The organism is Streptomyces sp. NPDC051582 (assembly GCF_040681715.1).
GTDB lineage: Bacteria > Actinomycetota > Actinomycetes > Streptomycetales > Streptomycetaceae > Streptomyces.
Genome location: NZ_JBFAZJ010000009.1, coordinates 214,176 through 238,044 on the forward strand (window position 1 = coordinate 214,176; position 23,869 = coordinate 238,044).

Sequence of the window (23,869 nt, forward strand, 5' to 3'; positions counted from 1 at the left end):
GCCGCCAGATGAGCCGTGCCCGAATCCGCCTGGCGATCGCGGTGCTCGCGTCCGCCCTCGCCATCGGGACCCTGCCCGCCGCCGCGCACGCCGCGCCGGCGGGGCACAGCACCACCGCCACCACCGCCGGCCGGTACCACCAGCAGGCGGAAACGATTCGCCAAATCCCCCTCCAGGGCGCGGTCAACGTCCGCGACCTGGGCGGCTACCGCACCTGGACCGGCGGCCAGGTCCGCCAGGGACTGGTCTACCGCTCCGACGCGCTCGGCAAGCTCACCCCGGCGGACATCACCGCCCTCTCCGGTCTCGGCCTCAAGAAGGTCGTCGACTTCCGCATTCCCATGGAGCTCCAGTACGACGGCGCCGACCGGCTGCCCGCCGGACTCACCGCCACCTCCCGGCCCGTCAGCGACCTGGGCCTGTACGGAACCCTCCTCGGCGCGATATCCAGCGGCGACCCCGCCACGCAGGAGCAGATGCTCGGAGGCGGCCGCGCCGAGGCCTACATGCGCGACATCTACCGCACCTTCGTGACCAGCCCCGAGAACCGGGCGCAGTTCGCGACGACGCTGCGGGAGATCGCGGACGGCAAGCAGGGCCCGCTGCTGTACCACTGCACCTCGGGCAAGGACCGTACCGGCTGGATGAGTTACGTCCTGCTGCGCGCCCTGGCCGTCCCCGAGTCCACCGCCACGAGCGACTACCTCGCGTCGAACACCTTCCGCGCCGCGTACGACGCCCAGGTGCGGGCGGGCCTGAAGCAGTCCGGGCGGATGCAGAACCCGGACCTGCTGATCCCGCTCCAGGAGGTCCGCCAGGACTACCTGGACGCGGCGACCGCGCAGATGGACGCGGACTACGGCAGCTTCTACGGCTATCTCACGGACGGCCTCGGCCTGGACCTGCGGACGCTCGCGAAGCTCCAGGACAAGCTGGTCCGCTGAACCGCCCCGCCCCACCCCGTCCCGCGGGCGACAGCACGACGCCGGGCAGCACCCACAGGTGCTGCCCGGCGTCATCGCGTGTACGGGGGGCGGTCAGACCGCCCGGCGCCGCCCCTGGCCCGCGGAGCCGACCCGGCTGCGCGACGAGGCCGCGGCCGCGCCGCCGGCGGAGGCGGTGCCTGCGCCGCGCCGGGACTGGCCGCCGTTGGCCGAGCCGCCGGAGCCGCCCTGGCCGCGCCGGGACTGGCCCGACCCGGAGGACGCCGGGGCCTGGCCGGAGCCCGCGGCGCCGGAGCGGCGGCCACGGCCGCCGGACGCCGGGGCGCCACCAGTGGCGGAGCCGGTACGGGCGCCGCCGCCCGAACGGCGGCGGGAGCCGGAGCCACCGCCCGAGCCGCCGCGCGCCTTGGCCGGGGCCGGCTGCTGCGGCACTTCCAGCACCACGGGGATGCCCGAGGGCTCCTTGGCGCCGGTGAGCCGGGACAGCTCCTCGTCGGAGGACTTGATCTGCGCGGTGCGCGGGGAGATCCCGGCGTCCGACATCAGGCGGGACATGTCCCGCTTCTGGTCGGGCAGCACGAGGGTGACCACGCTGCCGGACTCGCCGGCGCGCGCGGTACGGCCGCCGCGGTGCAGGTAGTCCTTGTGGTCGGTCGGCGGGTCGATGTTGACGACCAGGTCGAGGTCGTCGATGTGGATGCCGCGCGCGGCCACGTTGGTGGCGATCAGCGCGGTGACCTCACCGGTCTTGAACCAGTCCAGGGTCCGGTTGCGCTGCGGCTGCGAACGGCCGCCGTGCAGGCCGGAGGCGCGGACGCCGTCCGCCTGGAGCTTCTTGACCAGGCGGTCGACACCGCGCTTGGTGTCGACGAACATGATCACCCGGCCGTCGCGAGCGGCTATGCGCGTGGCCACGGCCTTCTTGTCGGTCTCGTCCATGACGTACAGGACGTGGTGCTCCATCGTGCTGACCGCGCCGGCGGACGGGTCGACGGAGAAGGCGACCGGGTCGTGCAGGAACATCTTGACGAGCTTGTCGATGTTCTTGTCGAGGGTCGCCGAGAACAGCATGGTCTGGCCCTCGGGCTGGACCTGCTTGAGCAGGGCGGTGACCTGCGGCATGAAGCCCATGTCGGTCATCTGGTCGGCCTCGTCGAGGACCGTGATCGCGACCTGCGAGAGGTCGGCGTCACCGCGGTCGATGAGGTCCTTCAGACGGCCGGGGGTGGCGACGAGCACCTCGGCGCCGCGGCGCAGGGCGCCGGACTGCCGGTTGATCGACATGCCGCCGACGACGGTCGTGGTGCGCAGGTTGACGGCCGTGGCGTAAGGCGCCAGGGCGTCGGTGACCTGCTGCGCGAGCTCGCGGGTCGGTACGAGGACCAGCGCGAGCGGCTGCTTCGGCTGCGCGCGGCGGCCGGCGGTGCGGGCCAGCAGCGCCAGGCCGAAGGCCAGCGTCTTGCCGGAGCCGGTGCGGCCGCGGCCGAGCAGGTCACGGCCGGCGAGCGAGTTCGGCAGCGTGGCGGCCTGGATCGGGAACGGCTCGGTGACGCCCTGGGCGGCGAGGGTCTTCAGCAGCGCCTCGGGCATGCCCATGTCCTCGAACGCGTCGACCGGCGCCAGCGCCGGGGTCAGCGGCTCGGGCATGGTGAATTCTTGGGGCCGGGCGACGGGGGCGGACTTCTGCCGTCCCGCGCCAGCCTTCGGACGTCCCTGGGCCGCACCTCGACCCCGGGTGGGGCGGCGGCTGGGTCGTGCGGAGCTGGAGCTGGTCATGCGAGAAAGCCCTCCTGAAACCGGCAAGGTAAAGCAAAGGTGCGAAACAGCAGACAAGCCGGGGCCCGCACCTTGCGGTGCGGACCCCGGCAAGCTGAAGCAATTAGGCGGGGAGGATGTTCTCCGCCTGGGGGCCCTTCTGGCCCTGGGTCACGTCGAACGAGACGCGCTGACCCTCGGTGAGCTCACGGAAGCCCTGGGTGGCGATGTTCGAGTAGTGGGCGAAGACGTCCGGGCCGCCACCGTCCTGCTCGATGAAGCCGAAGCCCTTTTCCGAGTTGAACCACTTCACGGTGCCAAGTGCCATTTTAAATCTCCTGAATAGGCGGCAAAGGGCCCCATCCGGAGAGTCCGGCAAAACAATAAAAGCGCCTGCGGAGCATTCCCGTCAGGCGCACATAAAGTTCATGGGTACCACAACTGCAACGCTCACCAAGCTAGCACACCTCGGCGGCGGCACCCAGCCCCGCCTGCGCGTGGCGCGGGCAAGATCCGGGGGCCAGGCCCCCGGATCCCTTGCGGCTACAGCCTCTCGATGATCGTGACATTGGCCTGGCCGCCGCCCTCGCACATGGCCTGGAGGCCGAAACGGCCGCCCGTCCGCTCCAGCTCGTGGAGCAGGGTGGTCATCAGCTTCACCCCCGTGGCACCCAACGGATGGCCCAACGCGATGGCCCCGCCGTTGACGTTCACCCGTTCGGGGTCGGCGCCCGTCTCCTTCAGCCAGGCCAGGACCACCGGGGCGAAGGCCTCGTTGATCTCCACCAGGTCGATGCCGTCCAGCGACATGCCGGTCTTCTTCAGCGCGTGCGCCGTGGCCGGGATCGGTGCGGAGAGCATCCGGATCGGGTCCTCGCCCCGTACGGACAGGTGGTGGATGCGGGCCCGCGGGCGCAGCCCGTGCTCCTCCACCGCCCGCTCGGAGGCGATCAGCATGGCCGCGGCCCCGTCGGAGACCTGCGAGGAGACGGCCGCGGTGATCGTGCCGCCCTCGACCACGGGCCTCAGGCCCGCCATCTTCTCCAGGCTGGTGTCCCGGCGCGGGCCCTCGTCGACGCGCACGTCCCCGTACGCCACCGTCTCGCGGGTGAAACGTCCCTCGTCGATCGCCCGGATCGCGCGCCGGTGCGAGCGGAGGGCGAACTCCTCCATGTCTCGGCGCGAGATCCCCCACTTCCGCGCGATCAGCTGCGCGCCGTGGAACTGGTTCACCGGCGCGTCCCCGTACCGGGCCCGCCAGCCCTCGCTGCCCGCGTAGGGGCCCTCCGTGAGGCCGAGCGGTTCCGCCGCCTGCCGCGAGGCGAAGGCGATCGGGACCATCGACATGTTCTGGGTGCCGCCCGCGACGACCAGGTCCTGGGTCCCGGAGAGCACGCCCTGCGCCGCGAAGTGGACCGCCTGCTGCGAGGAGCCGCACTGGCGGTCGACGGTGACGCCCGGCACCTCTTGCGGCAGCCCCGCCGCCAGCCAGGCCGTCCGCGCGATGTCCCCGGCCTGCGGGCCCACCGTGTCCAGGCAGCCGAAGACCACGTCCTCGACGGCGGCCGGGTCCACCCCGGACCGCTCGACCAGCGCCTTCAGGACGTGCGCGCCCAGGTCGGCCGGGTGGACGCCCGACAGGCCCCCTCCGCGCCGGCCCACGGGGGTGCGTACGGCTTCGACTATGTAGGCCTCGGGCATGACGGGTGCTCCTTCGGGGGTCAGCTGCGTACGGCGATCCCGTCCAGCACCATCGACAGGTACTGGCGGGCGATCTCCTCGGGGCTGTGCTGCCCTCCCGGCCGGTACCAGGACGCCGCCACCCACACCGTGTCGCGCACGAAGCGGTAGGTGAGGCGGATGTCGAGGTCGGCCCGGAAGACCTTGGCGGCGACCCCGCGCTCCAGCGTCCCCAGCCAGGCCTTCTCGAACTTCTGCTGCGAGTCGGAGAGGTAGTGGAAGCGGGGCTGCGCGGACAGGTGCCGGGATTCCTTCTGGTAGATCGCGACGGCGGCGCGGTGCCGGTCGATCTCCCGGAAGGATTCGGTGACGAGGGCCTCGATGGTCTCCCGGGGGCCGAGGCCGGCGGCGAGGACGGTGTCGTAGCCCTGCCAGAGCTCGGTGAGGAAGGCCGAGAGGATCTCGTCCAGCATCGATTCCTTGGAATCGAAGTGGTAGTAGAGGCTTCCGGCGAGCATGCCGGCGGCGTCGGCGATCTTGCGGACGGTGGTGGCGTTGTAACCCTGCGCGGCGAAGACCTCGGCGGCGGTGTCGAGAAGCTCGCGGCGGCGCTCGGGCGAGGCGCTCACCTGGGGCTTCTTCTTGGCGGTCGGCTGGTCGGTCGGCCGGGCTGTCGGCTTGTTCGTTGGCACGGGCCCATTCTGGGCCCGCCTAGGCGTGCTGACTGCTGACCGAGACGGTCTCGCCCGTCATGTACGACGAGTAGCCGCTGGCCAGGAAGACGATGACGTTGGCGACCTCCCAGGGCTCGGCGTACCGGCCGAAGGCCTCGCGGGCCGTCAGCTCGGTCAGCAGTTCCTCGCTGGTCACCTTCACCAGGTGCGGGTGCATGGCCAGGCTCGGGGCGACCGCGTTGATCCGTACGCCGAACTCGGCCGCCTCCAGCGCGGCGCAGCGGGTGAGGGCCATCACCCCGGCCTTGGCGGCGGCGTAGTGGGCCTGGCCGGTCTGGGCGCGCCAGCCGACGACGGAGGCGTTGTTGACGACGACCCCGCCCCGGCGGGAGGCCTTGAAGGAGCGCAGCGCGGCGCGGGTGCAGCGGAAGGTGCCGTTGAGGGTGACGTCGAGGACCTTGCCCCACTGTTCGTCGGTCATGTCGACGAGGGCGGCGGTGCCGCCGAGGCCGGCGTTGTTGACGACGAGGTCCAGGGCGCCGTGGGTCTGCTCGGCGAGCGCGAACAGGGCCCCGACCTGGTCCTCGTCGGTGACGTCGCAGGGCAGGGAGGCGACGCGGTCGGCGCCGAACTCGGCGGCGAGGGCCTGTTCGGTCTCCTTCAGGCGGCGGGCGTGCGCGTCGCCGATGACGATGCGGGCGCCCTCCTCCAAAAAGCGGCGGGCGGTGGCCCCGCCGATCCCGGCTCCGGCGGCGGCGGTGATGACGGCCGTGCGGCCTTGGAGCAGCCCGTGACCCGGCACGTAGTCGGGGGCCTTGGGGGTGGTCAGGCTCATGGCCGTACGTTAACCTACCAAACACTTGTTAGGGAAGTGCCGAGCGGGCCCGTACGCGAGCGGGCCCGTACGACGGAGGCGGACAGCTGATGGACCTGACCCACGCACCGGGGGTGGCGGACTTCCGGGCCGAGGCCCGCGCCTGGCTCGCCGCACACGTCCCCGACGCCCCCCTCCCCTCCCTGGAGACGGCCGCGGGCTTCGCCGCGCACCGCGCCTGGGAGGCCCGGCTGCACGCGGACCGCTGGTCGGCGGTGTCCTGGCCCGCCGAGTACGGGGGCCGGGGCGTGGACATCGAGCGGTGGCTGGTCTTCGAGGAGGAGTACTGGGCGGCGGGCGCGCCCGGCCGGGTCTCGCAGAACGGCATCAGCCTCCTCGCGCCGACCCTCTTCGACCACGGGAGCGCCGAGCAGCGGGCGCGGGTGCTGCCGCCGATGGCGAGCGGCGAGGTGATCTGGGCGCAGGCCTGGTCGGAGCCGGAATCGGGCTCGGACCTGGCCTCGCTGAAGTCACGGGCGGTGCGCACCCGAGGCGGCTGGCGGCTGTCGGGGCAGAAGACCTGGTCCTCGCGGGCGGCCTTCGCGGACCGGGCCTTCGGCATCTTCCGCAGCGACCCGGGCGCCGCGAAGGCGCACCAGGGGCTGACGTACCTGATGTTCGACCTGCGGGCGCCGGGGGTGACGGTACGGCCCATCGGCCGGCTCGACGGGAAGCCCGCCTTCGCGGAGCTCTTCCTGGACGAGGTCTTCGTACCGGACGCGGACGTGATCGGGGAGCCGGGGCAGGGCTGGCGGATCGCCATGTCGACGACGGGCAACGAGCGCGGGCTGACCCTGCGCTCGCCGGGCCGGTTCCTGGCGGCGGCGCAGCGCCTGCGCGCGCTGTGGCGGGCCGGGGCGGATCCGGCGGACACCGCGCTGCGCGACCGGGTGGCGGACGCGGTGGTCGGGGCGCGCGCGTACGAGCTGTTCACCTGGGCGGCCGCCTCGCGGTTCGCGGCGGGCGAGCGGATCGGCGCCGAGTCCAGTCTGAACAAGGTGTTCTGGTCGGAGTACGACATCGCCCTGCACGAGACGGCGCTGGACCTCTTGGGCCCGGACGCGGAACTGGCGGAGGGCGCGTGGGCGGAGCCCTGGATCTTCTCGCTGGCCGGGCCGATCTACGCGGGCACGAACGAGATCCAGCGCGACATCATCGCCGAGCGGCTGCTCGGCCTCCCGAAGGGCCGCCGCTGATGCGCTTCCTGCCGACCGGCGAACAGTCGGAGTTCGCCCGCACGCTGCACGGCCTGCTCGGCGCCTCGCAGGTCCCGGCAGCCGTACGGGCCTGGGGCGCGGGGGACCACGGGCCGGGGCGGGCGCTGTGGTCGCGGCTCGCGGGGACGGGCCTGTTCGCGCTCGCGGCGGACGAGGCGTACGGCGACCTGGGAGGGCTGGGCCTGCTGCCGGTGGAGCTGGCGCTCGGCTTCGTGGAGCTGGGGCGGGCGGGGGTGCCGGGGCCGGTGGTGGAGACGGCGGCCGCGGCCGTGCTGCTGTCCGAGCTGGCGCGGCTCGGGGAGGAAGGGGAGGAGGGGGGCGCGGGGGGCGCGGGGGACGCGGGGCCGGCGAAACGCTTCCTGCCGGGGCTGGCGGCGGGCGAGGCGCTGGCCACGCTGACGTTGCCGGGCGGGGGTCCGTACGCCCTGGACGCGGACGCGGCGACGTACTGCTTCACGGTCTCGGCGGCCGGCGAGCTGCGGCTGGCGGGCGGCCGGGGCGAACCGCTGAGCTCCACGGACCCGGCGCGCCGCCTGTCGCGGCCTCCGGCGGACGGGGAACTGCTGGCCGCCGGCCCCCGGGTCCTCGCGGCGGCGGAGACGGCCCTGGGCTGGGCGCGGCTGCTGACGGCGGCCCAGTGCCTGGGGGTGGGCGAGGCCCTGCTGGCGAGCACGGTGGCGTACGTGAAGCAGCGCACGCAGTTCGCCGCGCCGATCGGGAGCTTCCAGGCGGTGAAGCACCGGCTTGCGGACACGCTGCTGGCCCTGGAGTTCGCGCGGCCGCTGGTGTGGGCGGCGGCCCTGGACCTGGCGCCTTGGGAGGTCGCGGCGGCGAAGCTGGCGGCGGGCGGGGCGGCGTACGCGGCGGCCATGACGGCGCTCCAGCTCCACGGTGCCGTCGGCTACACGGAGGAACTCGACCTCTCCCTGTGGCTGCGCAAGGCGCGGCCGCTGCGCGACGCGTGGGGCTCGCCGTCACAGTGCCGGGCGGCGGTGCTCCGGGAACGCTAGGGGTGTCCGCAAAGTCCCGCCTGCCCCGCGGCGCCCCTAAGGAGTGTCGTGCATGACGGCCACGCCGAGGGTGACGACGTAGCGCTCCTCGACCGTCCCGTCGGGGAACAGGGCGCTCAGCCGGGCCCGTTCCGCCTCGACGAACTCCTGCGTGCCGGCCGGGCCGAGCATCAGGAAGGCGGAGTGGCTGGCGTGGTTGGCCAGGTGGACCTCCAGCGGGATCCGCCGGGACCAGCGGATCTCGCGCATGGTGAACGACGCCCCGGTGGGCAGCGGGCGGTGGCCGGTCCCGTCGGCGCCGAACAGGGTCCGGATCCGCTCGTCCTGCTCGGCGATCCACGGGACGGCGGAATCCATGTCGTTCCACCAGAGCGCGAGCGCTCCGCCGGGGCGGAGCACGCGGCGGGCCTCGGGGAAGGAGCGCGCCGGGTCGGTCCAGTGCCAGGCCTGGGCGTACGTGAGGAGGTCGAACCCGGCGGTGGCGAGCGGCAGCCGGTCGCCGTCACCCCGCACCAGCGGGATCCCTGGATTGGCCCGCCGGAACTCGGCGGCCATGCCGTCGCCGGGCTCGACGGCGAGGACGTCCGCTCCGCGGGCCCGCAGCAGCCCGGTGGCGATCCCGGTCCCGGCTCCCACGTCGGCCACCCTGGCCCCGCGCAGCCCGCGCCCGGCGAGCTCCTCGACGGCGTCGAACAGCTCACCGGGGTACCCGGGCCGGTTCGCCGAGTACAGCGCGGCGGCGGCGTCGAAGGACCGGGCACGGGCATGGGTGCGGGGCGAGGACGTCATACCGCCATTGTTTTCGATCACGGCCCCACAGGCCAGGCCGGGGCGGCCCGACGGCGTCCGGCCGGCGGGTTTCGCTCAGGCCGGGCGGCGGCGGGGGCGGCTGCGGGGGCGCCGCAGGGAGTACCGGATCAGGATCAGCGTCTGGACGGCCAGCAGGATCGCGGCGCCCGTTCCGGCCGTCGGGAGGGCGGCGGGCGGGCCCCAGGCCCGGCCGCCCAGTTCCGCGACGCCCACCGCGACCAGTGCGACGAGGAAGCGGGGCGTGAACTCGGCGTCGGTGCCGTGCAGGACGCCCGAGCCGACGACGAAGACGGCCAGCAGCACCGGGACCCACGGGGCGCCCGGCTCGCGCAGCAGCAGGGCGGCGCCGAACTCCACCGCCAGGACGAGCAGGTTGCGGAGCAACATCGACATGAGCACATCATGCCCGCCGCGCACTCCGGCCACCGCCGTCCCCTGCGGTTGCAATGCGGACCGCCGGTCCGTATCTTCGGCGAGAGAAACGGACCGCTGGTCCGCATCAGCTCGAACGGAGAGCCGCCATGCCCGAAACCACCTCGCTCCCGCCGGTGCCCGCACCCTCCTCCCCCGCGGATCTCTACCGTCACGGCCTGCGCCTGCTCCTCGACAAGGACATCGCCTCCTGGACCGGCCTGTGGTCCGAGCACGGCTCCATGGAGTTCCCGTTCGCTCCCCCCGGCCGGCCCGGGCGGCTGGAGGGGCGGGCGGCCATCGCCGCGTACATGCGCGACTACCCCGCCCACATCGACCTGCACGCCTTTGCCGACCTGCGGATCCACGAGACCGCCGACCCCGCGACGATCGTGGTCGAGATGCGCGGCGTGGGCCGCATCGTGGCGACCGGGAGCCCCTTCGACATGACGTACATCGCCGTCGTGACCGTCCAGGACGGGCGGTTCACCTCGTACCGCGACTACTGGAACCCGCTCGCCGCCCGCGAGCCGGGGCTGGACTTCGCGGCGGACGACTCCCGGAGCGCCGCCTGATGCCCACCTCCGCCGCCACCTCCGCCACCACCCCCGCCACCACCCTCGCCGCCGTCCCCGCCGCCACCCTCGTCATCGGCGCCACCGGCACCACCGGCAGCCGTACCGCCGCGCAGCTGATCGCCGCCGGCCGCCGCGTCAGGGCGGCCGGCCGCTCGGCCGCCCCGCTCCCGGGCGCCGAGCCGGTCCGCTTCGACTGGTACGACCCCGCCACGCACGACGAAGCCCTCGCCGGAGCCGACCGCGTCTACCTCGTCCCGCCCGTGGGAGACCCGGACCCGGCCGCGGTCATGCTGCCCTTCCTGGAACGGGCCCGCGCCGCCGGTCTGCGCCGCGCCGTACTCCTCGGCTCCTCCGCCATCCCTGCGGGCGGCCCGGCGGTGGGGGTGGTGCACCAGGCCCTGCCCGGCCTGTTCGAGGAGTGGGCGGTCCTGCGGCCCTCCTGGTTCATGCAGAACTTCACCGGCACGCACGCCCATGCCGACTCCGTCCGCGCCGAAGGCGTCCTGCGCACGGCGGCCGGGACGGGCCGGGTCGGCTTCGTCGACGCCGAGGACATCGCCGCCGTCGCCGTACGGGCCCTCACCGACGACCGCGCGCCCAATGCCGACCTGGTCCTCACCGGTCCCGAGACGCTCAGCCACGACGACGTCGCCGCGATCCTCACGGAGGTCACCGGCCGCCCGGTGGTCCACCACCACCTGACGTACGAGTCCATGCGGGACGCGCTCGCCGCGGCCGTCCCGCCGGAGTTCGCGGCGATGCTCGCCGGCATGGACCGGGCCATCGCCGAGGGAGCGGAGGACCGTACGACCGACACCGTCCGGCGCCTCACCGGCCGCCCGCCCCTCGGCTTCCGGGCGGCCGCCGAACGGGAACAGGCCGCCCGGACCGCCGCCACCCCCTAGGGGGTGGCCCGCAGCCAGGCCGCGGCGGCCGCGAGGGCCTCCCGGCCGGCCGGGAGCGGCAGGCCCAAGAACCCGTGGAAGACCCCCGGGTACAAGTGCACCGCGCACTCCACCCCCGCCGCGCCCAGCCGGCGCGCGTACGCCAAGCCCTCGTCCCGCAGCGGATCGCAGTCCGCCAGCACCAGCAGGGTGCGCGGGAGCCCCGAGAGGTCGGGGGCGCGCAGCGGCGAGACGTGCGGGTGCGCCGGGTCGCCGCCGTACTGCTCCCAGTACCAGGCCATGTGGGCCGCGGTGTGGAAGTGGCCCTCGCCGTACGCGGCGGTGGACTCCGTCGCCATGGCCGCGTCCAGCGGCGGGTACACCAGCAGTTGGCCCGCCACCAGTTCCGGCGCCCGCAGGGCGGTCACCGCCGCCAGGTTGCCCCCGCTGGAATCCCCCGCCACCACCACCCGGCCCGGATCGCAGCCCAGCGCGAGCGCCTGCGCCCGGGCCCACAGCAGTACGTTCAGCGCGTCGTCCGGCGCCGCCGGCCAGGGGTGTTCGGGGGCGAGGCGGTAGTCGGCGGAGACCACCACCGCGCCCGACCCGGCGGCCAGCGACCGGCACGTCGCGTCGTGGGTGGCGAGCCCGCACATCATCCAGCCGCCGCCGTGGAAGAACACGGCCAACGGCCGCCCCGCCGAGCCCGGCGCGGGGTCGTAGACCCGGACCGGGACCCCGCCGGCCTCGGCGTCCCGGACCGAGGCCACCTCCGGTCCCGCCGACCGGCCGCCGACCGCGGCCGCCGCCCGCAGGGCCGCCACGTCCCCCGGCCCCGGGAACGCCGCCGTCATCGCATCGCACAGCGCCCGCGCCCCGGGGGACAGCGGGTCGCCCACCGTGCCACGGCCCGCGAGGTGCTCGCTCATCGCGCCGTCATCCCCCCGTCGACCGCGAACTCCGTCCCCGTCACGTAGGAGGAGGCGTCCGAGCAGAGGAACAGGACCAGCTCCCCGACTTCCTCCGGCCTTCCCATCCGTCCCAGCGGCACGTGCGACCAGTCCCGTCCGGCCACCTCCGCCACCATCGGCGTGTCGATCGCCCCCGGATGCACCGAGTTGACCCGGATCCGGTCCCCCGCCAGGTCCAGCGCCGCCGACCGGGTCAGTCCGCGCAGCCCGAACTTGGTGGACCCGTACGCCGCGTGGCCGGGGATGCCGACCAGTCCGGCCGTGGAGGAGACGTTCACGATCGACCCGCCCCCGGCCGCCCGCAGCACCGGCGCCACCGCCTGGATGCCGAGGAAGGGACCCAGCAGGTTCACCCGCAGCAGTTCCTCGAACTCCTCGCGCCGCTGCCGCTCCACGTGCGCCGTGCGCCACAGCGCCGCGTTGTTGACCAGCGCGGATATCGTGCCGAAGGCCCGTACGGCCTCCCGTACGACCTCGGCCCAGCCCTCCGCTTCGGCCACGTCGTGCCGTACGTAGAGGCCCTGGTCCCCCAGCGCGGACGCGACCGCCCGGCCCTCCTCCTCCCGCACGTCCGTGACGACCACCCGCGCGCCGGCCTCCGCGCACAGGCGGGCCCCGGCCGCACCCTGCCCGCGGCCGGCGCCCGTGATGACGACGACCTTCCCGTCCAGCGAGACCATCCGCCGCTCCTCCCCGTACGCGATAGACCTAATAGAAATACCCCTATCAGTCATACGGAGAGGAAGGAAGGGAAGGAGAGGATGGACGTGAAGGCCCGGAATCCGGGTCGTAGACTTACGCCGCGTGGCAGACGAGACGAACAGGCGCCCGCTCCCGGCGACCGGCTGGGCGGTGCTCGGGCTGCTCTCCTTCGGAGAGGAACTCTCCGGCTACGACCTGAAGAAGTGGTCGGACCGCTCGCTGCGCTTCTTCTACTGGAGCCCCTCCTTCAGCCAGATCTACAGCGAGCTCAAACGCCTGGAGAAGGCCGGTTACGCCTCGTCGAGGCTGGTCGCCCAGGAGACCGGCGCCCGCGACAAGCGGGTGTACCGGATCACCGAGGAGGGCATGGCGGCCGTACGCGCATGGGCCCGCGGGACCCCGGTCGACCCGCCCGTCCTCAAACACGGTCCGATGCTGAGGCTGTGGCTGGGGCACCTGCTGGAGCCCGGCCAGATGCGCGAACTCCTGCTGAAGCAGCAGGAGTTCGCCGAGGAGATGCGACTGGCCGCGGTGGCCGACGCCGAGGACGCGTCGGACGAGCCGGCGTGGGCCTACCCGACGCTCACGCTCAAGTGGGCGGAGCGCTACTACGCCTCCGAGGGCGCCCTCGCGGCCGCGATGCTCGACGATCTCGCGGACCTGGAGGATCGCGGCCCCGCAGGCCGGTGGCTGACGTAGCCTCGGAGCCATGACGGGCAGCGCGATCGACCTCCGCACGATGGAAGCGACCGCTCCGGCGCTCGTGAGCCTCTACAAGAGCGCCGGGATCTCGCTGCGCAAGCACGGCCTGGAGGGCGTGCGCGCCGCGGTGTACCTGGTCCTGGACTATTCGGGGTCGATGCGCCCGTACTACCGGGACGGCACCGTGCAGGCCTTCGCCGACCGGGTACTGGGCCTGTCGGCCCACCTCGACGACGACGGCCGCGTGCCGGCGGTGTTCTTCTCGACCGAGGTCGACGCCGTGGAGGAGATACCGCTCGCCGGGCACCGGGGGCGCATCGCCGAGATCGTCTCCCGCCTGGGCCACATGGGCAAGACGGCGTACGACGCGGCGATGGAGGCGGTGATCGACCACTACCTGGACTCGGGGGCCACGGATCCGGCGCTGGTCGTCTTCCAGACGGACGGCGGACCGATCGACAAGACGGCGGCGGAACGGTACCTGTGCAAGGCGGCCCGGCTCCCGCTGTTCTGGCAGTTCGTCGGCTTCGGCCGGACGCGCAGCACCCAGTTCGACTTCCTGCGGCGGCTGGACGAACTACCGGTGCCGGAGCGTCGGGTGGTGGACAACGCGGGCTACTTCCACGCGGGCCAGGACCCGCGCGAGGTCCCGGACCCGGTGCTGTTCGACCGGCTGGTCATGGAGTTCCCGTCCTGGCTGGCATCGGCCCGCGCGGCCGGCATCGTGCGCGCCTGAGCGGCCGGTGCGGGTGCCAGGCGCTTTGATGGGCGTATGACGACCACGAACAACTGGGCATCGTTCGAGAATCGGGAACCGGAATTCGCGGAGATCGTCCGGGCCCGCTTCGCGCTGTACCCGCACCACGTCCTCGGCACGCTGCGCAAGGACGGCTCCCCGCGGCTGACCGGGCTGAATGTCGACATCCGCGGCGGCGAGCTGTGGCTCGGGATGATGCCGGGCTCGATGAAGGCCAAGGACCTCCAGCGCGACCCGCGCTTCGCCCTGCACACCAACCCCGGGGCGGGCGAGGAGATGCCGGACGGGGACGTACGGATCTCCGGGCGCGCGATCGAGCAACTGGACCCGCCCGAGCTGCACCGGTACGCGGAGGAGACGGAGACCCCGCACCCCTTCCACCTCTTCCACGCTGACCTGACGGAGGTGGTCCACACCGGCATCGACGGCGACGACCTGGTGGTCCGCACCTGGACCCCGGCCCACGGCCTGCACACCCTGCGCCGGGGCAACGACGACGAACCGCCCCGCGAGGACCCGGCTAGCTGAAGAGGGGGCGCCCCTGGGCGGGTCCACCCAGCGTGCCGGGGTCCACGTCGACCCAGCTGCGGTCGATGTTGATCGTGACCCCGGCGTACGTGGCGTCGTGGTCGCCGCGGTACTGGTGGGCGCGGCGCCGGCCGGCCCAGCGGTGCGTGCCGGCGGGCAGGCCCGTGTCGGTGTCGGCCACCGAGGCCTTGCCGTTCCAGGAGGCCACCCACAGCACGTCGGGCATGGCCTCGGGGGCCTGGTCGTGGTGCTCGCTCAGGGCCTTGGCCCCGGAGCTCGCCGCCACGTAGGCGCCGGCGCGGTAGCCGAGCTCGTGCAGGCGGACCGTCCAGGCGGTCAGGTAGGCGACGACCGGCGGGTCCCAGGTGGTGCGGTCGGTGTAGTTCTCCAGGTCGTTGTAGAGCACCGCGCCCTCGGCGAGGCCCAGGGACCGGGCCGCCCGGACGGCGCCTTCGGCGGCTTCCATGCCCTCGTCGTTGGCCCGGGAGGGGTCGGGGGACAGGCCGGTGGCCGGGTTGTTCCAGGGTTGCGGGCCGACCCAGAGCGGCATGAGGTGCCAGCCGGCGCCCGCCTGTCGCCGGACCCAGTCGGCGGTGAGCCGCGGCTGGGCACAGGCCCGGGCCCGGCCGCCGATGTAGATGCCGACGGCGCCGAAGGGCGACGCGGCGCGCCAGCCGTCCATGGCGCCCTGGGTCGGGGCGGTGCAGGTGTCGAACCCGGCGCCGGTGACGGGCTCCTGGGCGCGGACGGGCTTCGGACCGGCGACGGCGGAGGCGGGGTCGACCGATACCGGATCGGCGGAGGCGGCGCCGTGGGCGGTGGCCCTGCCGTCGGCCGTGCCGCCGGCAGGGCCACCGGCCCGCGCGAGCATCTTCCGTACGGCGTCGGACGCACCCCCGTACGAGACGGTGGCCATCACCCCGGCACCGCGCAGGGCGTACCGCACCTCGCGGCTGTCCCCCTGCGCCGCGGGGATCCCACCCGGCCCGTCCACCGTCAGCGTCGGGATGTCGGCCCGCGCCGGTGCTCCTCGAAGCGGCTCCAGGTGCAGGGTGTCGGCCCGCCGCCGCACGGCCCGCCCGCTGCATTCGCCCTGCGTGCCGGCGTGGCCGAGGTACAGGGTCGGCAGGTCCAGCCGCAGGCAGGCGCCGGGGTTCCGCTCCAGGTCGACGACCCGCCACTGCCCGGGGACGGTGACCCGCATCCCCCGGTAGTCGACGGTCCGACCGTCGGCGTCGCCGTCGGCGGAGGCGGAGGGCTGGACGGGAATCAGCAGGGCGGCGCCGAGCAGGCCGCTCAGCAGCGTTCGGATGGGGACCATGATCCAGATGGGTACCAGACTCCGGCCCCGTGAACTGTGCCCGCCCCGAGCCCAGTTGACCCGTCCGGCCCAACCCGCCCCTGCCGGGCCCGTCCCCGTAGGTCACCTGCACGAGTGAAACGGGCCCGGGCCCGTCACCACGGGCGCCGGCCGGTCGGGACGGCTTGCCGGAGGCCGATCACGGTCAAGAAGATGCGCAAGTCGGTTGTCAGCAGCAGCGGTTAACGTGGCCGGCACGGGCAGGCAGCCAACACACCACGGGGGATCACATGAATCAGGCGAACGGGCGCGGCAAGGCCGCCGCAGTCATCGCACTCACGGCGGCGCTCACGCTGGCACTCGCGGGCGGCGCGGCCCAGGCCGCACCGAATGACGAGATCATCGGCTACCCGGGCCCCGACGGCCTGATCTGGATCGCCGACCAGGCCGGCTCCAGCGGCTTCGTCTCGGGCGGCCTCTCTCCCTGGCTGGACACGTTCATCACGTTCGGCTGCGCGGGCGGCGGCACCATCGAGGTGGCCTTCCACCTCGACGACCACCCGGACCGCGACCCGGCCCCCTTCACGGTCGACTGCCCGGAGACCGGCCCGGCCCGGGTCACCGTCCCCCTCGGCACGGGCCTCCAGGGCGGCTTCGGAGCCTGGGTGACCGCCTCGGCCCCGTCCACCCACTGGGGCGCCACGGTCACCCAGCCCGAGTAGCCCCGGAAACGCCACAGCGCCCGCCATCCCTGGTCGGGGACATGGCGGGCGCTGTGTCAGAGTTCCGCACACCGTTGTACGGACCGTATGAGGGGTCCTCCCCGCAGGGAGGGGATGGTGGTTACACCATCAGGGAGCGGTCCGTCGGCTTGATGGGGTACGGGAGGGTGCTGCTGCCCGTCAGGTAGCGGTCGACGCCTCGGGCCGCCGAGCGGCCCTCCGCGATCGCCCAGACGATCAGCGACTGGCCGCGGCCGGCGTCGCCGGCCACGAACACGCCGTCCACGTTGGTCGCGTACGAGGCGTCGCGCGCCACGTTGCCGCGCTCGTCCAGCTCCAGGCCGAACTGGGACACCAGGCCGTTGGCCTGGTCGGTGCCCGTGAAGCCCATCGCCAGGGTGACCAGCTGGGCCGGGAGGACCCGCTCGGTGCCCGGCTTCTGCTCCAGCTTGCCGTCCTTGAACTCCACCTCGACCAGGTGCAGCGCCTGGACGTTGCCGTCCTCGTCGCCCTCGAAGTGGGTGGTGGAGACGGAGTAGATCCGCTCGCCGCCCTCCTCGTGCGCCGAGGTGACCTTGTAGAGCATGGGGAAGGTCGGCCACGGCTGCCCGGTCGGACGGTCCTCCGAGGGACGCGGCATGATCTCCAGCTGCGTCACCGAGAGCGCACCCTGGCGGTGGGCGGTGCCCACGCAGTCCGCGCCCGTGTCGCCGCCGCCGATGACGACCACGTGCTTGCCCTCCGCCGTGATCGGCGGAGCCACGAAGTCGCCCTCCTGGACCTTGTTCGCGAGGGGGAGGTACTCCATCGCGAAGTGGATGCCGCGCAGCTCGCGCCCCGGGGCCGGGAGGTCGCGGGAGACCGTGGCGCCGGCCGCGATGACGACGGCGTCGAACCGCTTGCGCAGGTCCGTCGCGGACAGGTCGCGGCCGATCTCGATGCCGGTGCGGAACTTGGTGCCCTCCGCGCGCATCTGCTCGATGCGCCGGTTGATGTGCACCTTCTCCATCTTGAACTCGGGGATGCCGTAGCGCAGCAGGCCGCCGATGCGGTCCGCGCGCTCGTACACGACCACGGTGTGGCCGGCCCGGGTCAGCTGCTGGGCGGCGGCCAGACCGGCCGGGCCCGAGCCGATGACGGCCGCCGTCTTGCCGGACAGCCGCTCCGGCGGCTGCGGGGTGACGTTGCCGTTGTCCCACGCCTTGTCGATGATCGAGACTTCGACGTTCTTGATCGTGACGGCCGGCTGGTTGATGCCGAGCACGCACGCCGACTCGCACGGAGCGGGGCACAGCCGGCCCGTGAACTCCGGGAAGTTGTTCGTGGCGTGCAGCCGCTCCGACGCCGCCGACCAGTCCTCGCGGTACGCGAAGTCGTTCCACTCCGGGATCAGGTTCCCGAGCGGGCACCCGTTGTGGCAGAACGGGATGCCGCAGTCCATGCAGCGGCCGGCCTGCTTGCTGATGATCGGGAGCAGCGAGCCCGGAACGTAGACCTCGTTCCAGTCCTTCAGCCGGTCGGCGACCGGACGGGAACAGGCCGTCTCGCGCGGGGTGGTGAGGAAGCCCTTCGGGTCAGCCATGGGTCGCCGCCTCCATCATCTTCTCAGTGGTCTCGGACTCCGAGAGTCCGGCCAGCTCAGCGGCGTCCTTGGCGGCGAGCACTGCCTTGTACGTGGTCGGGATGATCTTGCTGAAGCGGTCCGCGGAAACGGACCAGTCGGCCAGGAGCTTCGCGGCCACGGTCGAGCCGGTCTCCTCCCCGTGGCGGCGCACCACATCGTGCAGCCACTGCTTGTCGGTGTCCGAGAGGACCTCGACGGCCCCGGTGTTGCCGACGTTGACGTTGGCCGGGTCCAGGTCGATGACGTACGCGACGCCGCCCGACATGCCGGCCGCGAAGTTGCGGCCCGTCTCGCCGAGGACGACGGCGCTGCCGCCGGTCATGTACTCGCAGCCGTGGTCGCCCACGCCCTCCGAGACGACCAGGGCGCCGGAGTTGCGGACGCAGAAGCGCTCGCCGGTGCGGCCGCGCAGGAACATCTCGCCGCCGGTGGCTCCGTAGCCGATGGTGTTGCCGGCGATGGTCGAGTACTCGGCGAGGTGATCGGCTCCGCGGTCCGGGCGGACCACGACCCGGCCGCCCGACAGGCCCTTGCCGACGTAGTCGTTGGCGTCGCCCTCCAGGCGCAGCGTCACGCCGCGCGGCAGGAAGGCGCCGAAGGACTGGCCCGCGCTGCCCGTGAAGGTCAGGTCGATGGTGTTGTCGGGCAGGCCCGCACCGCCGAACTTCTTCGTGACCTCGTGGCCGAGCATGGTGCCGACGGTCCGGTTGATGTTCCGTATGGCGACCTGCGCGCGGACCGGCTGGGCGGTCTCGGCGGTCTCGGCGTTCAGCGCGTCGGCCGCGAGCTTGATCAGCTCGTTGTCGAGGGCCTTCTCCAGACCGTGGTCCTGCTCGATCAGGGCGTGGCGGACCGCGCCCTCGGGCAGTGCCGGCACGTGGAAGAGGGGCTCCAGGTCGAGGCCCTGTGCCTTCCAGTGCGTGACGGCCTTGCTGGTGTCGAGGAGCTCGGCGTGGCCGACGGCCTCCTCGATCGTACGGAAGCCCAGCTCGGCCAGGATCTCCCGGACCTCCTCGGCGATGAACTCGAAGAAGTTCACGACGAACTCGGCCTTGCCGGAGAAGCGGTCGCGCAGGACCGGGTTCTGCGTGGCGATGCCGACCGGGCAGGTGTCCAGGTGGCAGACGCGCATCATGACGCAGCCGGAGACGACGAGCGGCGCGGTCGCGAAACCGAACTCCTCGGCGCCGAGCAGCGCGGCGATGACCACGTCGCGGCCGGTCTTGAGCTGGCCGTCGGTCTGGACGACGATGCGGTCGCGCAGCCCGTTGAGCAGCAGGGTCTGCTGGGTCTCGGCGAGGCCGAGCTCCCAGGGGCCGCCCGCGTGCTTGAGCGAGGTCAGCGGGGAGGCGCCCGTACCGCCGTCGTGGCCGGAGATGAGGACGACGTCCGCGTGGGCCTTGGAGACACCCGCGGCGACGGTGCCGACACCGACCTCCGACACCAGCTTCACGTGGATGCGCGCGGCCGGGTTGGCGTTCTTGAGGTCGTGGATCAGCTGAGCCAGGTCCTCGATGGAGTAGATGTCGTGGTGCGGCGGCGGGGAGATCAGGCCGACGCCCGGGGTGGAGTGCCGGGTCTTGGCGACCCACGGGTAGACCTTGTGGCCGGGCAGCTGGCCGCCCTCGCCGGGCTTGGCACCCTGCGCCATCTTGATCTGGATGTCGTCCGCGTTGACCAGGTACTCGCTGGTGACGCCGAAGCGGCCGGAGGCGACCTGCTTGATCGACGAGCGCCGCGCCGGGTCGTACAGGCGGTCCGGGTCCTCGCCGCCCTCACCGGTGTTGGACTTGCCGCCCAGCTGGTTCATGGCGATGGCGAGGGTCTCGTGGGCCTCGCGCGAGATGGAGCCGTACGACATGGCGCCGGTGGAGAAGCGCTTGACGATGTCGGCGACCGACTCGACCTCGTCGAGGGAGATCGAGGGGCGGCCCCCCTCCTCCGCGCCCTTGAAGCCGAAGAGCCCGCGGAGCGTCATGAGGCGCTCGGACTGCTCGTTCACCCGGTCCGTGTACTTCTTGAAGATGTCGTACCGGCGGTTGCGGGTGGCGTGCTGGAGGCGGAAGACCGTCTCCGGGTCGAACAGGTGCGGCTCGCCCTCGCGGCGCCACTGGTACTCGCCGCCGATCTCCAGCGCGCGGTGCGTGGCCGCGATGCCGGAGGCCGGGTACGCCTTGGCGTGGCGGGCGGCCACCTCCTTGGCGATGACGTCCAGGCCGGCGCCGCCGATCTTGGTGGCGGTGCCCTGGAAGTACGCCCCGACGAACTCCTCGTTCAGGCCGACGGCCTCGAAGACCTGGGCGCCGCGGTAGGAGGCGACGGTGGAGATGCCCATCTTGGACATGACCTTCAGGACGCCCTTGCCGAGCGCGTAGATCAGGTTCTTGATGGCCTGCTCCGGCTCCAGGCCGGACAGGAACGTACCGGCGCGCAGCAGGTCCTCGACGGACTCCATGGCGAGGTACGGGTTGACCGCGGCCGCGCCGTAGCCGATGAGCAGCGCGACGTGGTGGACCTCGCGGACGTCGCCGGCCTCGACCAAAAGGCCCACCTGGGTGCGCTGCTTGGTGGCGATGAGGTGGTGGTGCACGGCGGAGGTGAGGAGCAGCGAGGGGATCGGCGCGTGCTCGGCGTCCGAGTGGCGGTCCGAGAGGACGATCAGGTGGGCGCCGTTGGCGATGGCCGCGTCGACCTCGCCGCGGATCTCCTCCAGGCGGGCGGCCAGCGCTTCGCCGCCGCCGGAGACCCGGTAGAGGCCCGAGAGGGTGGCGGCCTTCATGCCCGGCATGTCGCCGTCGGCGTTGACGTGGATGAGCTTGGCCAGCTCGTCGTTGTCGATCACCGGGAAGGGCAGGGTGACGCTGCGGCAGGACGCGGCGTTCGGGTCGAGCAGGTTGCCCTGCGGGCCCAGCGAGGACAGCAGCGAGGTGACGAGCTCCTCGCGGATGGCGTCCAGCGGCGGGTTGGTGACCTGCGCGAAGAGCTGCGTGAAGTAGTCGAAGAGCAGCCGGGGGCGCTCGGACAGGGCCGCGATCGGGGAGTCCGTGCCCATGGAGCCGAGCGGCTCGCCGGCGGTACGGGCCATCGGCGCGAGGATGACGCGCAGCTCTTCCTCGGTGTAGCCGAAGGTCTGCTGGCGGCGGGTGACCGAGGCGTGGGTGTGGACGATGTGCTCGCGCTCGGGCAGGTCCGTCAGCTCGATCTCGCCGGACTCCAGCCAGTCCGCGTAGGGCGCGGCGGCGGCCAGTCCGGCCTTGATCTCGTCGTCCTCGATGATCCGCTTCTGGGCGGTGTCGACGAGGAACATCTTGCCGGGCTGGAGGCGGCCCTTGCGGACGACCTTGGCCGGGTCGATGTCGAGGACGCCGACCTCGGAGGAGAGGACGACGAGGCCGTCGTCGGTGACCCAGTAGCGGCCGGGGCGCAGACCGTTGCGGTCGAGGACCGCGCCGACCTGGGTGCCGTCGGTGAAGGTGACGCAGGCCGGGCCGTCCCAGGGCTCCATCAGCGTGGAGTGGTACTGGTAGAAGGCGCGGCGGGCCGGGTCCATGGAGGTGTGGTTCTCCCACGCCTCCGGGATCATCATCAGCACGGCGTGGGGCAGCGAGCGGCCGCCGAGGTGCAGGAGCTCCAGGACCTCGTCGAAGGAGGCCGAGTCGGAGGCGTCCGGGGTGCAGATCGGGAAGATCCGCTCCAGCGCGCCGTCGCCGAAGGCGTCGGAGGCCAGCTGGGACTCGCGGGCCTTCATCCAGTTGCGGTTGCCCTTGACCGTGTTGATCTCGCCGTTGTGCGCGACGAAGCGGTACGGGTGGGCCAGCGGCCAGGAGGGGAAGGTGTTGGTCGAGAACCGCGAGTGGACCAGCGCCAGCGTCGAGGCGAAGCGGCGGTCGGAGAGGTCCGGGAAGAAGGGCTCCAGCTGGCCGGTGGTCAGCATGCCCTTGTAGACGATGGTGCGGGCGGAGAGCGACGGGAAGTAGACACCGGCCTCGCGCTCGGCGCGCTTGCGCAGCACGAACGCCTTCCGGTCCAGCTCGATGCCGCTCGCCCCTGCCGCGGACCCCGTCCGGGGGGTGCCCCCGGAGACGAACAGCTGCGAGAAGGCGGGCATGGTGGCGCGGGCGCCGTTGCCGAGCAGGTCCGGGGTGACCGGGACCTCGCGCCAGCCGAGGACCGTGAGGTTCTCCTCGGCGGCGATGGCCTCGATCTGCTCCACGGCGACGGCCTGTGCGGTGCCGTCGGCGGGGAGGAAGGCGATGCCGACGGCGTACGCGCCGGCCTCGGGGAGCTCGAATCCGGCCACCTCGCGCAGGAACGCGTCGGGGACCTGGGAGAGGATTCCGGCGCCGTCGCCCGAGTCGGGCTCGGATCCGGTGGCGCCTCGGTGCTCAAGGTTCCGCAATACGGTCAGCGCCTGCTCGACCAGCGTGTGGCTGGCCTCGCCGCTGAGGTTGGCCACAAAGCCGACGCCGCAGGCGTCGTGCTCGTTGCGCGGGTCGTACATGCCCTGGGGGGCGGGGCGACCGTCCATGGGCGACCAGGCGGTGGTGCTGAGGCCGGTCGCGGAGTGCGTGGATGCGGAACGCATCGGCTCTCCCGTCGTCGTAGCGGCATATGTGTCATAGCCGAGGGACGACGTTGGCCCTCTGCGAAATTTCGTGCAGGTTACATGATGACTGCGATCCCGAGAAGCGGATATGTCGTTTCACCATGCGGACACTGCACGCAGCAGAAAGTGGAGACTCCGCAGCGGACGGGCATCATTGCCCGGCGCGCGGCGCCCTGGTCTGATGCCCGGCGGGCACGGGATCGAAACCGCCGGGTAACGGACTACTTATGCCACGGGCTGCATAGTGTCTCACTGCTTGCGCGGTCAGCCTACGGCTCCGCCGATCCAGGTTCCCAGGACGTACGTCACACCCGCGGCCGCGCCGCCCAGCACGAGCTGCCGCAGGCCGCTGTACCACCAGCTGCGCGCGGTGACCCGGGAGACGACCGCGCCGCAGGCGAAGAGCCCCACCAGCGCGAGCAGCACCGCCGGCCACAGGGACGTGGCCCCGAGCAGGTACGGCAGTACGGGCAGCAGCGCGCCCAGCGCGAACGAACCGAAGGAGGACACGGCGGCGACCACCGGCGACGGCAGGTCGTCGGGGTCGATCCCGAGCTCCTCGCGCGCATGGATCTCCAGCGCCTGCTCGGGGTCCCGGGACAGCTGCATGGCCACCTCGCGGGCGAGCATCGGCTCGACCCCGCGCGATACGTACAGCTCGGCCAGCTCCTCCATCTCGTCGACGGGGTGCTTGCGCAACTGCTGCCGCTCTATGTCGAGTTCGGCGAGGACGAGCTCGCGCTGCGAGGCGACGGAGGTGTACTCGCCGGCCGCCATCGAGAAGGCTCCGGCCGCGAGGCCGGCCAGCCCGGTGATCACGACGGTCTGCGGGGCGACGGCGCCGCCGGCCACGCCGGTCATCAGCGCGAGGTTGGAGACGAGTCCGTCCATCGCACCGAACACGGCCGGGCGCAGCCATCCGCCGTTGACGTCGCGGTGGGTGTGGTTGTCGCGGTGCGCGGTGTGCAGCGGTGCTTCGATGTCGATGATGGACATGACAGATTCCTCCCCTTTTGTACGAGCGGGTACGCGGAACCACGCCATGCGCGACGCGCAGGCACCCACACCCCCGGAACACCTCGAAACTACGCACGATTTCCTTCGCCCGCCAGCAAGGAAG

Annotated in this window: 22 protein-coding genes; 9 read left to right on the top strand and 13 right to left on the bottom strand. The window is 72.8% G+C overall.

Going from position 1 to position 23,869, the window contains the following annotated elements; translation table 11 throughout:
- Positions 1–8: 8 nt before the first annotated feature.
- Entirely contained in the window at positions 9–944 is a 936-nt protein-coding gene (locus AB0M92_RS15065; RefSeq protein ID WP_366102551.1) for a tyrosine-protein phosphatase, read from the top strand.
- Positions 945–1,037: 93 nt separating this feature from the next.
- On the opposite strand, the gene AB0M92_RS15070 is transcribed toward AB0M92_RS15065, so the two are convergent.
- The 5 genes from AB0M92_RS15070 to AB0M92_RS15090 form a co-directional block, all read right to left on the bottom strand.
- The gene (locus tag AB0M92_RS15070) at positions 1,038–2,720 is read right to left on the bottom strand and encodes a DEAD/DEAH box helicase (RefSeq protein ID WP_366102552.1); all 1,683 of its coding nucleotides are present in this window, start codon (positions 2,718–2,720) and stop codon (positions 1,038–1,040) included.
- A gap of 103 nt (positions 2,721–2,823) precedes the next feature.
- Positions 2,824–3,027 carry a cold-shock protein gene (locus AB0M92_RS15075; protein ID WP_008743912.1) on the bottom strand — a complete coding sequence of 68 codons (204 nt, stop codon included), beginning with the start codon at positions 3,025–3,027 and terminating at the stop codon, positions 2,824–2,826.
- Between the two features lie 215 nt (positions 3,028–3,242).
- Complete coding sequence (locus AB0M92_RS15080; RefSeq protein WP_366102553.1) at positions 3,243–4,400, bottom strand: acetyl-CoA C-acetyltransferase; 1,158 nt, start codon at positions 4,398–4,400, stop codon at positions 3,243–3,245.
- Between the two features lie 20 nt (positions 4,401–4,420).
- Positions 4,421–5,008, bottom strand: coding sequence for a TetR/AcrR family transcriptional regulator (locus tag AB0M92_RS15085; protein WP_037845172.1), 588 nt, complete (start codon positions 5,006–5,008; stop codon positions 4,421–4,423).
- Positions 5,009–5,090: 82 nt separating this feature from the next.
- Positions 5,091–5,888: an SDR family oxidoreductase gene (locus AB0M92_RS15090; protein ID WP_366102555.1), complete on the bottom strand. Its 798-nt coding sequence runs from the start codon at positions 5,886–5,888 to the stop codon at positions 5,091–5,093.
- A gap of 89 nt (positions 5,889–5,977) precedes the next feature.
- Between AB0M92_RS15090 and AB0M92_RS15095 the strand changes: the two genes are divergently transcribed.
- Together AB0M92_RS15095 and AB0M92_RS15100 are read left to right on the top strand one after the other, a co-directional pair.
- Positions 5,978–7,123 carry an acyl-CoA dehydrogenase family protein gene (locus AB0M92_RS15095; RefSeq protein ID WP_366102556.1) on the top strand — a complete coding sequence of 382 codons (1,146 nt, stop codon included), beginning with the start codon at positions 5,978–5,980 and terminating at the stop codon, positions 7,121–7,123.
- On the top strand, positions 7,123–8,154 hold the full coding sequence (locus tag AB0M92_RS15100) for an acyl-CoA dehydrogenase (protein ID WP_366102557.1): 1,032 nt from the start codon (positions 7,123–7,125) through the stop codon (positions 8,152–8,154). Before AB0M92_RS15095 ends, AB0M92_RS15100 begins: the two co-directional genes overlap by 1 nt.
- A gap of 36 nt (positions 8,155–8,190) precedes the next feature.
- Here AB0M92_RS15100 and AB0M92_RS15105 read toward each other — a convergent pair whose 3' ends face one another.
- Together AB0M92_RS15105 and AB0M92_RS15110 are read right to left on the bottom strand one after the other, a co-directional pair.
- Complete coding sequence (locus AB0M92_RS15105; RefSeq protein ID WP_366102558.1) at positions 8,191–8,943, bottom strand: class I SAM-dependent methyltransferase; 753 nt, start codon at positions 8,941–8,943, stop codon at positions 8,191–8,193.
- 75 nt (positions 8,944–9,018) lie between these two features.
- Positions 9,019–9,357, bottom strand: a complete 339-nt coding sequence (locus AB0M92_RS15110) for a hypothetical protein (RefSeq protein WP_366102559.1) — start codon at positions 9,355–9,357, stop codon at positions 9,019–9,021.
- A gap of 155 nt (positions 9,358–9,512) precedes the next feature.
- Between AB0M92_RS15110 and AB0M92_RS15115 the strand changes: the two genes are divergently transcribed.
- Positions 9,513–9,950, top strand: a complete 438-nt coding sequence (locus tag AB0M92_RS15115) for a nuclear transport factor 2 family protein (RefSeq protein WP_366102590.1) — start codon at positions 9,513–9,515, stop codon at positions 9,948–9,950.
- Positions 9,950–10,858: an NAD(P)H-binding protein gene (locus AB0M92_RS15120; RefSeq protein ID WP_366102560.1), complete on the top strand. Its 909-nt coding sequence runs from the start codon at positions 9,950–9,952 to the stop codon at positions 10,856–10,858. The genes AB0M92_RS15115 and AB0M92_RS15120 overlap by 1 nt, the downstream gene beginning before the upstream one ends.
- On the opposite strand, the gene AB0M92_RS15125 is transcribed toward AB0M92_RS15120, so the two are convergent.
- Positions 10,855–11,766 carry an alpha/beta hydrolase gene (locus AB0M92_RS15125; RefSeq protein ID WP_366102561.1) on the bottom strand — a complete coding sequence of 304 codons (912 nt, stop codon included), beginning with the start codon at positions 11,764–11,766 and terminating at the stop codon, positions 10,855–10,857. The two genes, AB0M92_RS15120 and AB0M92_RS15125, sit on opposite strands and share 4 nt — an antisense overlap.
- A complete protein-coding gene (locus tag AB0M92_RS15130) occupies positions 11,763–12,488 on the bottom strand; it encodes a glucose 1-dehydrogenase (protein WP_366102562.1) in 726 nt (241 codons plus the stop codon). The genes AB0M92_RS15125 and AB0M92_RS15130 overlap by 4 nt, the downstream gene beginning before the upstream one ends.
- Positions 12,489–12,612: 124 nt before the next feature.
- Here AB0M92_RS15130 and AB0M92_RS15135 point away from each other — a divergent pair, with 124 nt between their 5' ends.
- Genes AB0M92_RS15135 through AB0M92_RS15145 form a run of 3 tightly spaced genes read left to right on the top strand, consistent with a single transcriptional unit; the run spans position 12,613 to position 14,497 of the window.
- Positions 12,613–13,209, top strand: a complete 597-nt coding sequence (locus AB0M92_RS15135) for a PadR family transcriptional regulator (RefSeq protein WP_366102563.1) — start codon at positions 12,613–12,615, stop codon at positions 13,207–13,209.
- A gap of 10 nt (positions 13,210–13,219) precedes the next feature.
- A complete protein-coding gene (locus AB0M92_RS15140; protein ID WP_366102564.1) occupies positions 13,220–13,948 on the top strand; it encodes a VWA domain-containing protein in 729 nt (242 codons plus the stop codon).
- Positions 13,949–13,984: 36 nt separating this feature from the next.
- On the top strand, positions 13,985–14,497 hold the full coding sequence (locus AB0M92_RS15145; RefSeq protein WP_366102565.1) for a pyridoxamine 5'-phosphate oxidase family protein: 513 nt from the start codon (positions 13,985–13,987) through the stop codon (positions 14,495–14,497).
- Here the strand turns inward: AB0M92_RS15145 and AB0M92_RS15150 are convergent.
- Positions 14,490–15,818: a glycoside hydrolase domain-containing protein gene (locus AB0M92_RS15150; RefSeq protein WP_366102566.1), complete on the bottom strand. Its 1,329-nt coding sequence runs from the start codon at positions 15,816–15,818 to the stop codon at positions 14,490–14,492. The genes AB0M92_RS15145 and AB0M92_RS15150 overlap by 8 nt on opposite strands.
- Before the next feature lie 269 nt (positions 15,819–16,087).
- On the opposite strand from AB0M92_RS15150, the gene AB0M92_RS15155 reads away from it, so the two are divergent.
- Positions 16,088–16,519 carry a hypothetical protein gene (locus AB0M92_RS15155; RefSeq protein ID WP_366102567.1) on the top strand — a complete coding sequence of 144 codons (432 nt, stop codon included), beginning with the start codon at positions 16,088–16,090 and terminating at the stop codon, positions 16,517–16,519.
- Between the two features lie 121 nt (positions 16,520–16,640).
- Here AB0M92_RS15155 and AB0M92_RS15160 read toward each other — a convergent pair whose 3' ends face one another.
- The 3 genes from AB0M92_RS15160 to AB0M92_RS15170 form a co-directional block, all read right to left on the bottom strand.
- Complete coding sequence (locus AB0M92_RS15160; protein WP_366102568.1) at positions 16,641–18,101, bottom strand: glutamate synthase subunit beta; 1,461 nt, start codon at positions 18,099–18,101, stop codon at positions 16,641–16,643.
- On the bottom strand, positions 18,094–22,728 hold the full coding sequence (gltB, locus tag AB0M92_RS15165) for a glutamate synthase large subunit (protein ID WP_366102569.1): 4,635 nt from the start codon (positions 22,726–22,728) through the stop codon (positions 18,094–18,096). Before gltB ends, AB0M92_RS15160 begins: the two co-directional genes overlap by 8 nt.
- A gap of 285 nt (positions 22,729–23,013) precedes the next feature.
- Positions 23,014–23,745: a VIT1/CCC1 transporter family protein gene (locus tag AB0M92_RS15170; RefSeq protein WP_366102570.1), complete on the bottom strand. Its 732-nt coding sequence runs from the start codon at positions 23,743–23,745 to the stop codon at positions 23,014–23,016.
- Positions 23,746–23,869 lie beyond the last annotated feature (124 nt).

Coding starts and splice junctions, on each gene's coding strand:
- AB0M92_RS15065 (WP_366102551.1), top strand. CDS start 9: ATGAGCCGTGCCCGAATCCGCCTGGCGATCGCGGTGCTCGCGTCCGCC.
- AB0M92_RS15100 (WP_366102557.1), top strand. CDS start 7,123: ATGCGCTTCCTGCCGACCGGCGAACAGTCGGAGTTCGCCCGCACGCTG.
- AB0M92_RS15170 (WP_366102570.1), bottom strand. CDS start 23,745: ATGTCCATCATCGACATCGAAGCACCGCTGCACACCGCGCACCGCGAC.
- AB0M92_RS15110 (WP_366102559.1), bottom strand. CDS start 9,357: ATGTCGATGTTGCTCCGCAACCTGCTCGTCCTGGCGGTGGAGTTCGGC.
- AB0M92_RS15075 (WP_008743912.1), bottom strand. CDS start 3,027: ATGGCACTTGGCACCGTGAAGTGGTTCAACTCGGAAAAGGGCTTCGGC.
- AB0M92_RS15130 (WP_366102562.1), bottom strand. CDS start 12,488: ATGGTCTCGCTGGACGGGAAGGTCGTCGTCATCACGGGCGCCGGCCGC.
- AB0M92_RS15070 (WP_366102552.1), bottom strand. CDS start 2,720: ATGACCAGCTCCAGCTCCGCACGACCCAGCCGCCGCCCCACCCGGGGT.
- AB0M92_RS15150 (WP_366102566.1), bottom strand. CDS start 15,818: ATGGTCCCCATCCGAACGCTGCTGAGCGGCCTGCTCGGCGCCGCCCTG.
- gltB (WP_366102569.1), bottom strand. CDS start 22,728: ATGCGTTCCGCATCCACGCACTCCGCGACCGGCCTCAGCACCACCGCC.
- AB0M92_RS15145 (WP_366102565.1), top strand. CDS start 13,985: ATGACGACCACGAACAACTGGGCATCGTTCGAGAATCGGGAACCGGAA.
- AB0M92_RS15125 (WP_366102561.1), bottom strand. CDS start 11,766: ATGAGCGAGCACCTCGCGGGCCGTGGCACGGTGGGCGACCCGCTGTCC.
- AB0M92_RS15090 (WP_366102555.1), bottom strand. CDS start 5,888: ATGAGCCTGACCACCCCCAAGGCCCCCGACTACGTGCCGGGTCACGGG.
- AB0M92_RS15120 (WP_366102560.1), top strand. CDS start 9,950: ATGCCCACCTCCGCCGCCACCTCCGCCACCACCCCCGCCACCACCCTC.
- AB0M92_RS15080 (WP_366102553.1), bottom strand. CDS start 4,400: ATGCCCGAGGCCTACATAGTCGAAGCCGTACGCACCCCCGTGGGCCGG.
- AB0M92_RS15160 (WP_366102568.1), bottom strand. CDS start 18,101: ATGGCTGACCCGAAGGGCTTCCTCACCACCCCGCGCGAGACGGCCTGT.
- AB0M92_RS15140 (WP_366102564.1), top strand. CDS start 13,220: ATGACGGGCAGCGCGATCGACCTCCGCACGATGGAAGCGACCGCTCCG.
- AB0M92_RS15095 (WP_366102556.1), top strand. CDS start 5,978: ATGGACCTGACCCACGCACCGGGGGTGGCGGACTTCCGGGCCGAGGCC.
- AB0M92_RS15155 (WP_366102567.1), top strand. CDS start 16,088: ATGAATCAGGCGAACGGGCGCGGCAAGGCCGCCGCAGTCATCGCACTC.
- AB0M92_RS15105 (WP_366102558.1), bottom strand. CDS start 8,943: ATGACGTCCTCGCCCCGCACCCATGCCCGTGCCCGGTCCTTCGACGCC.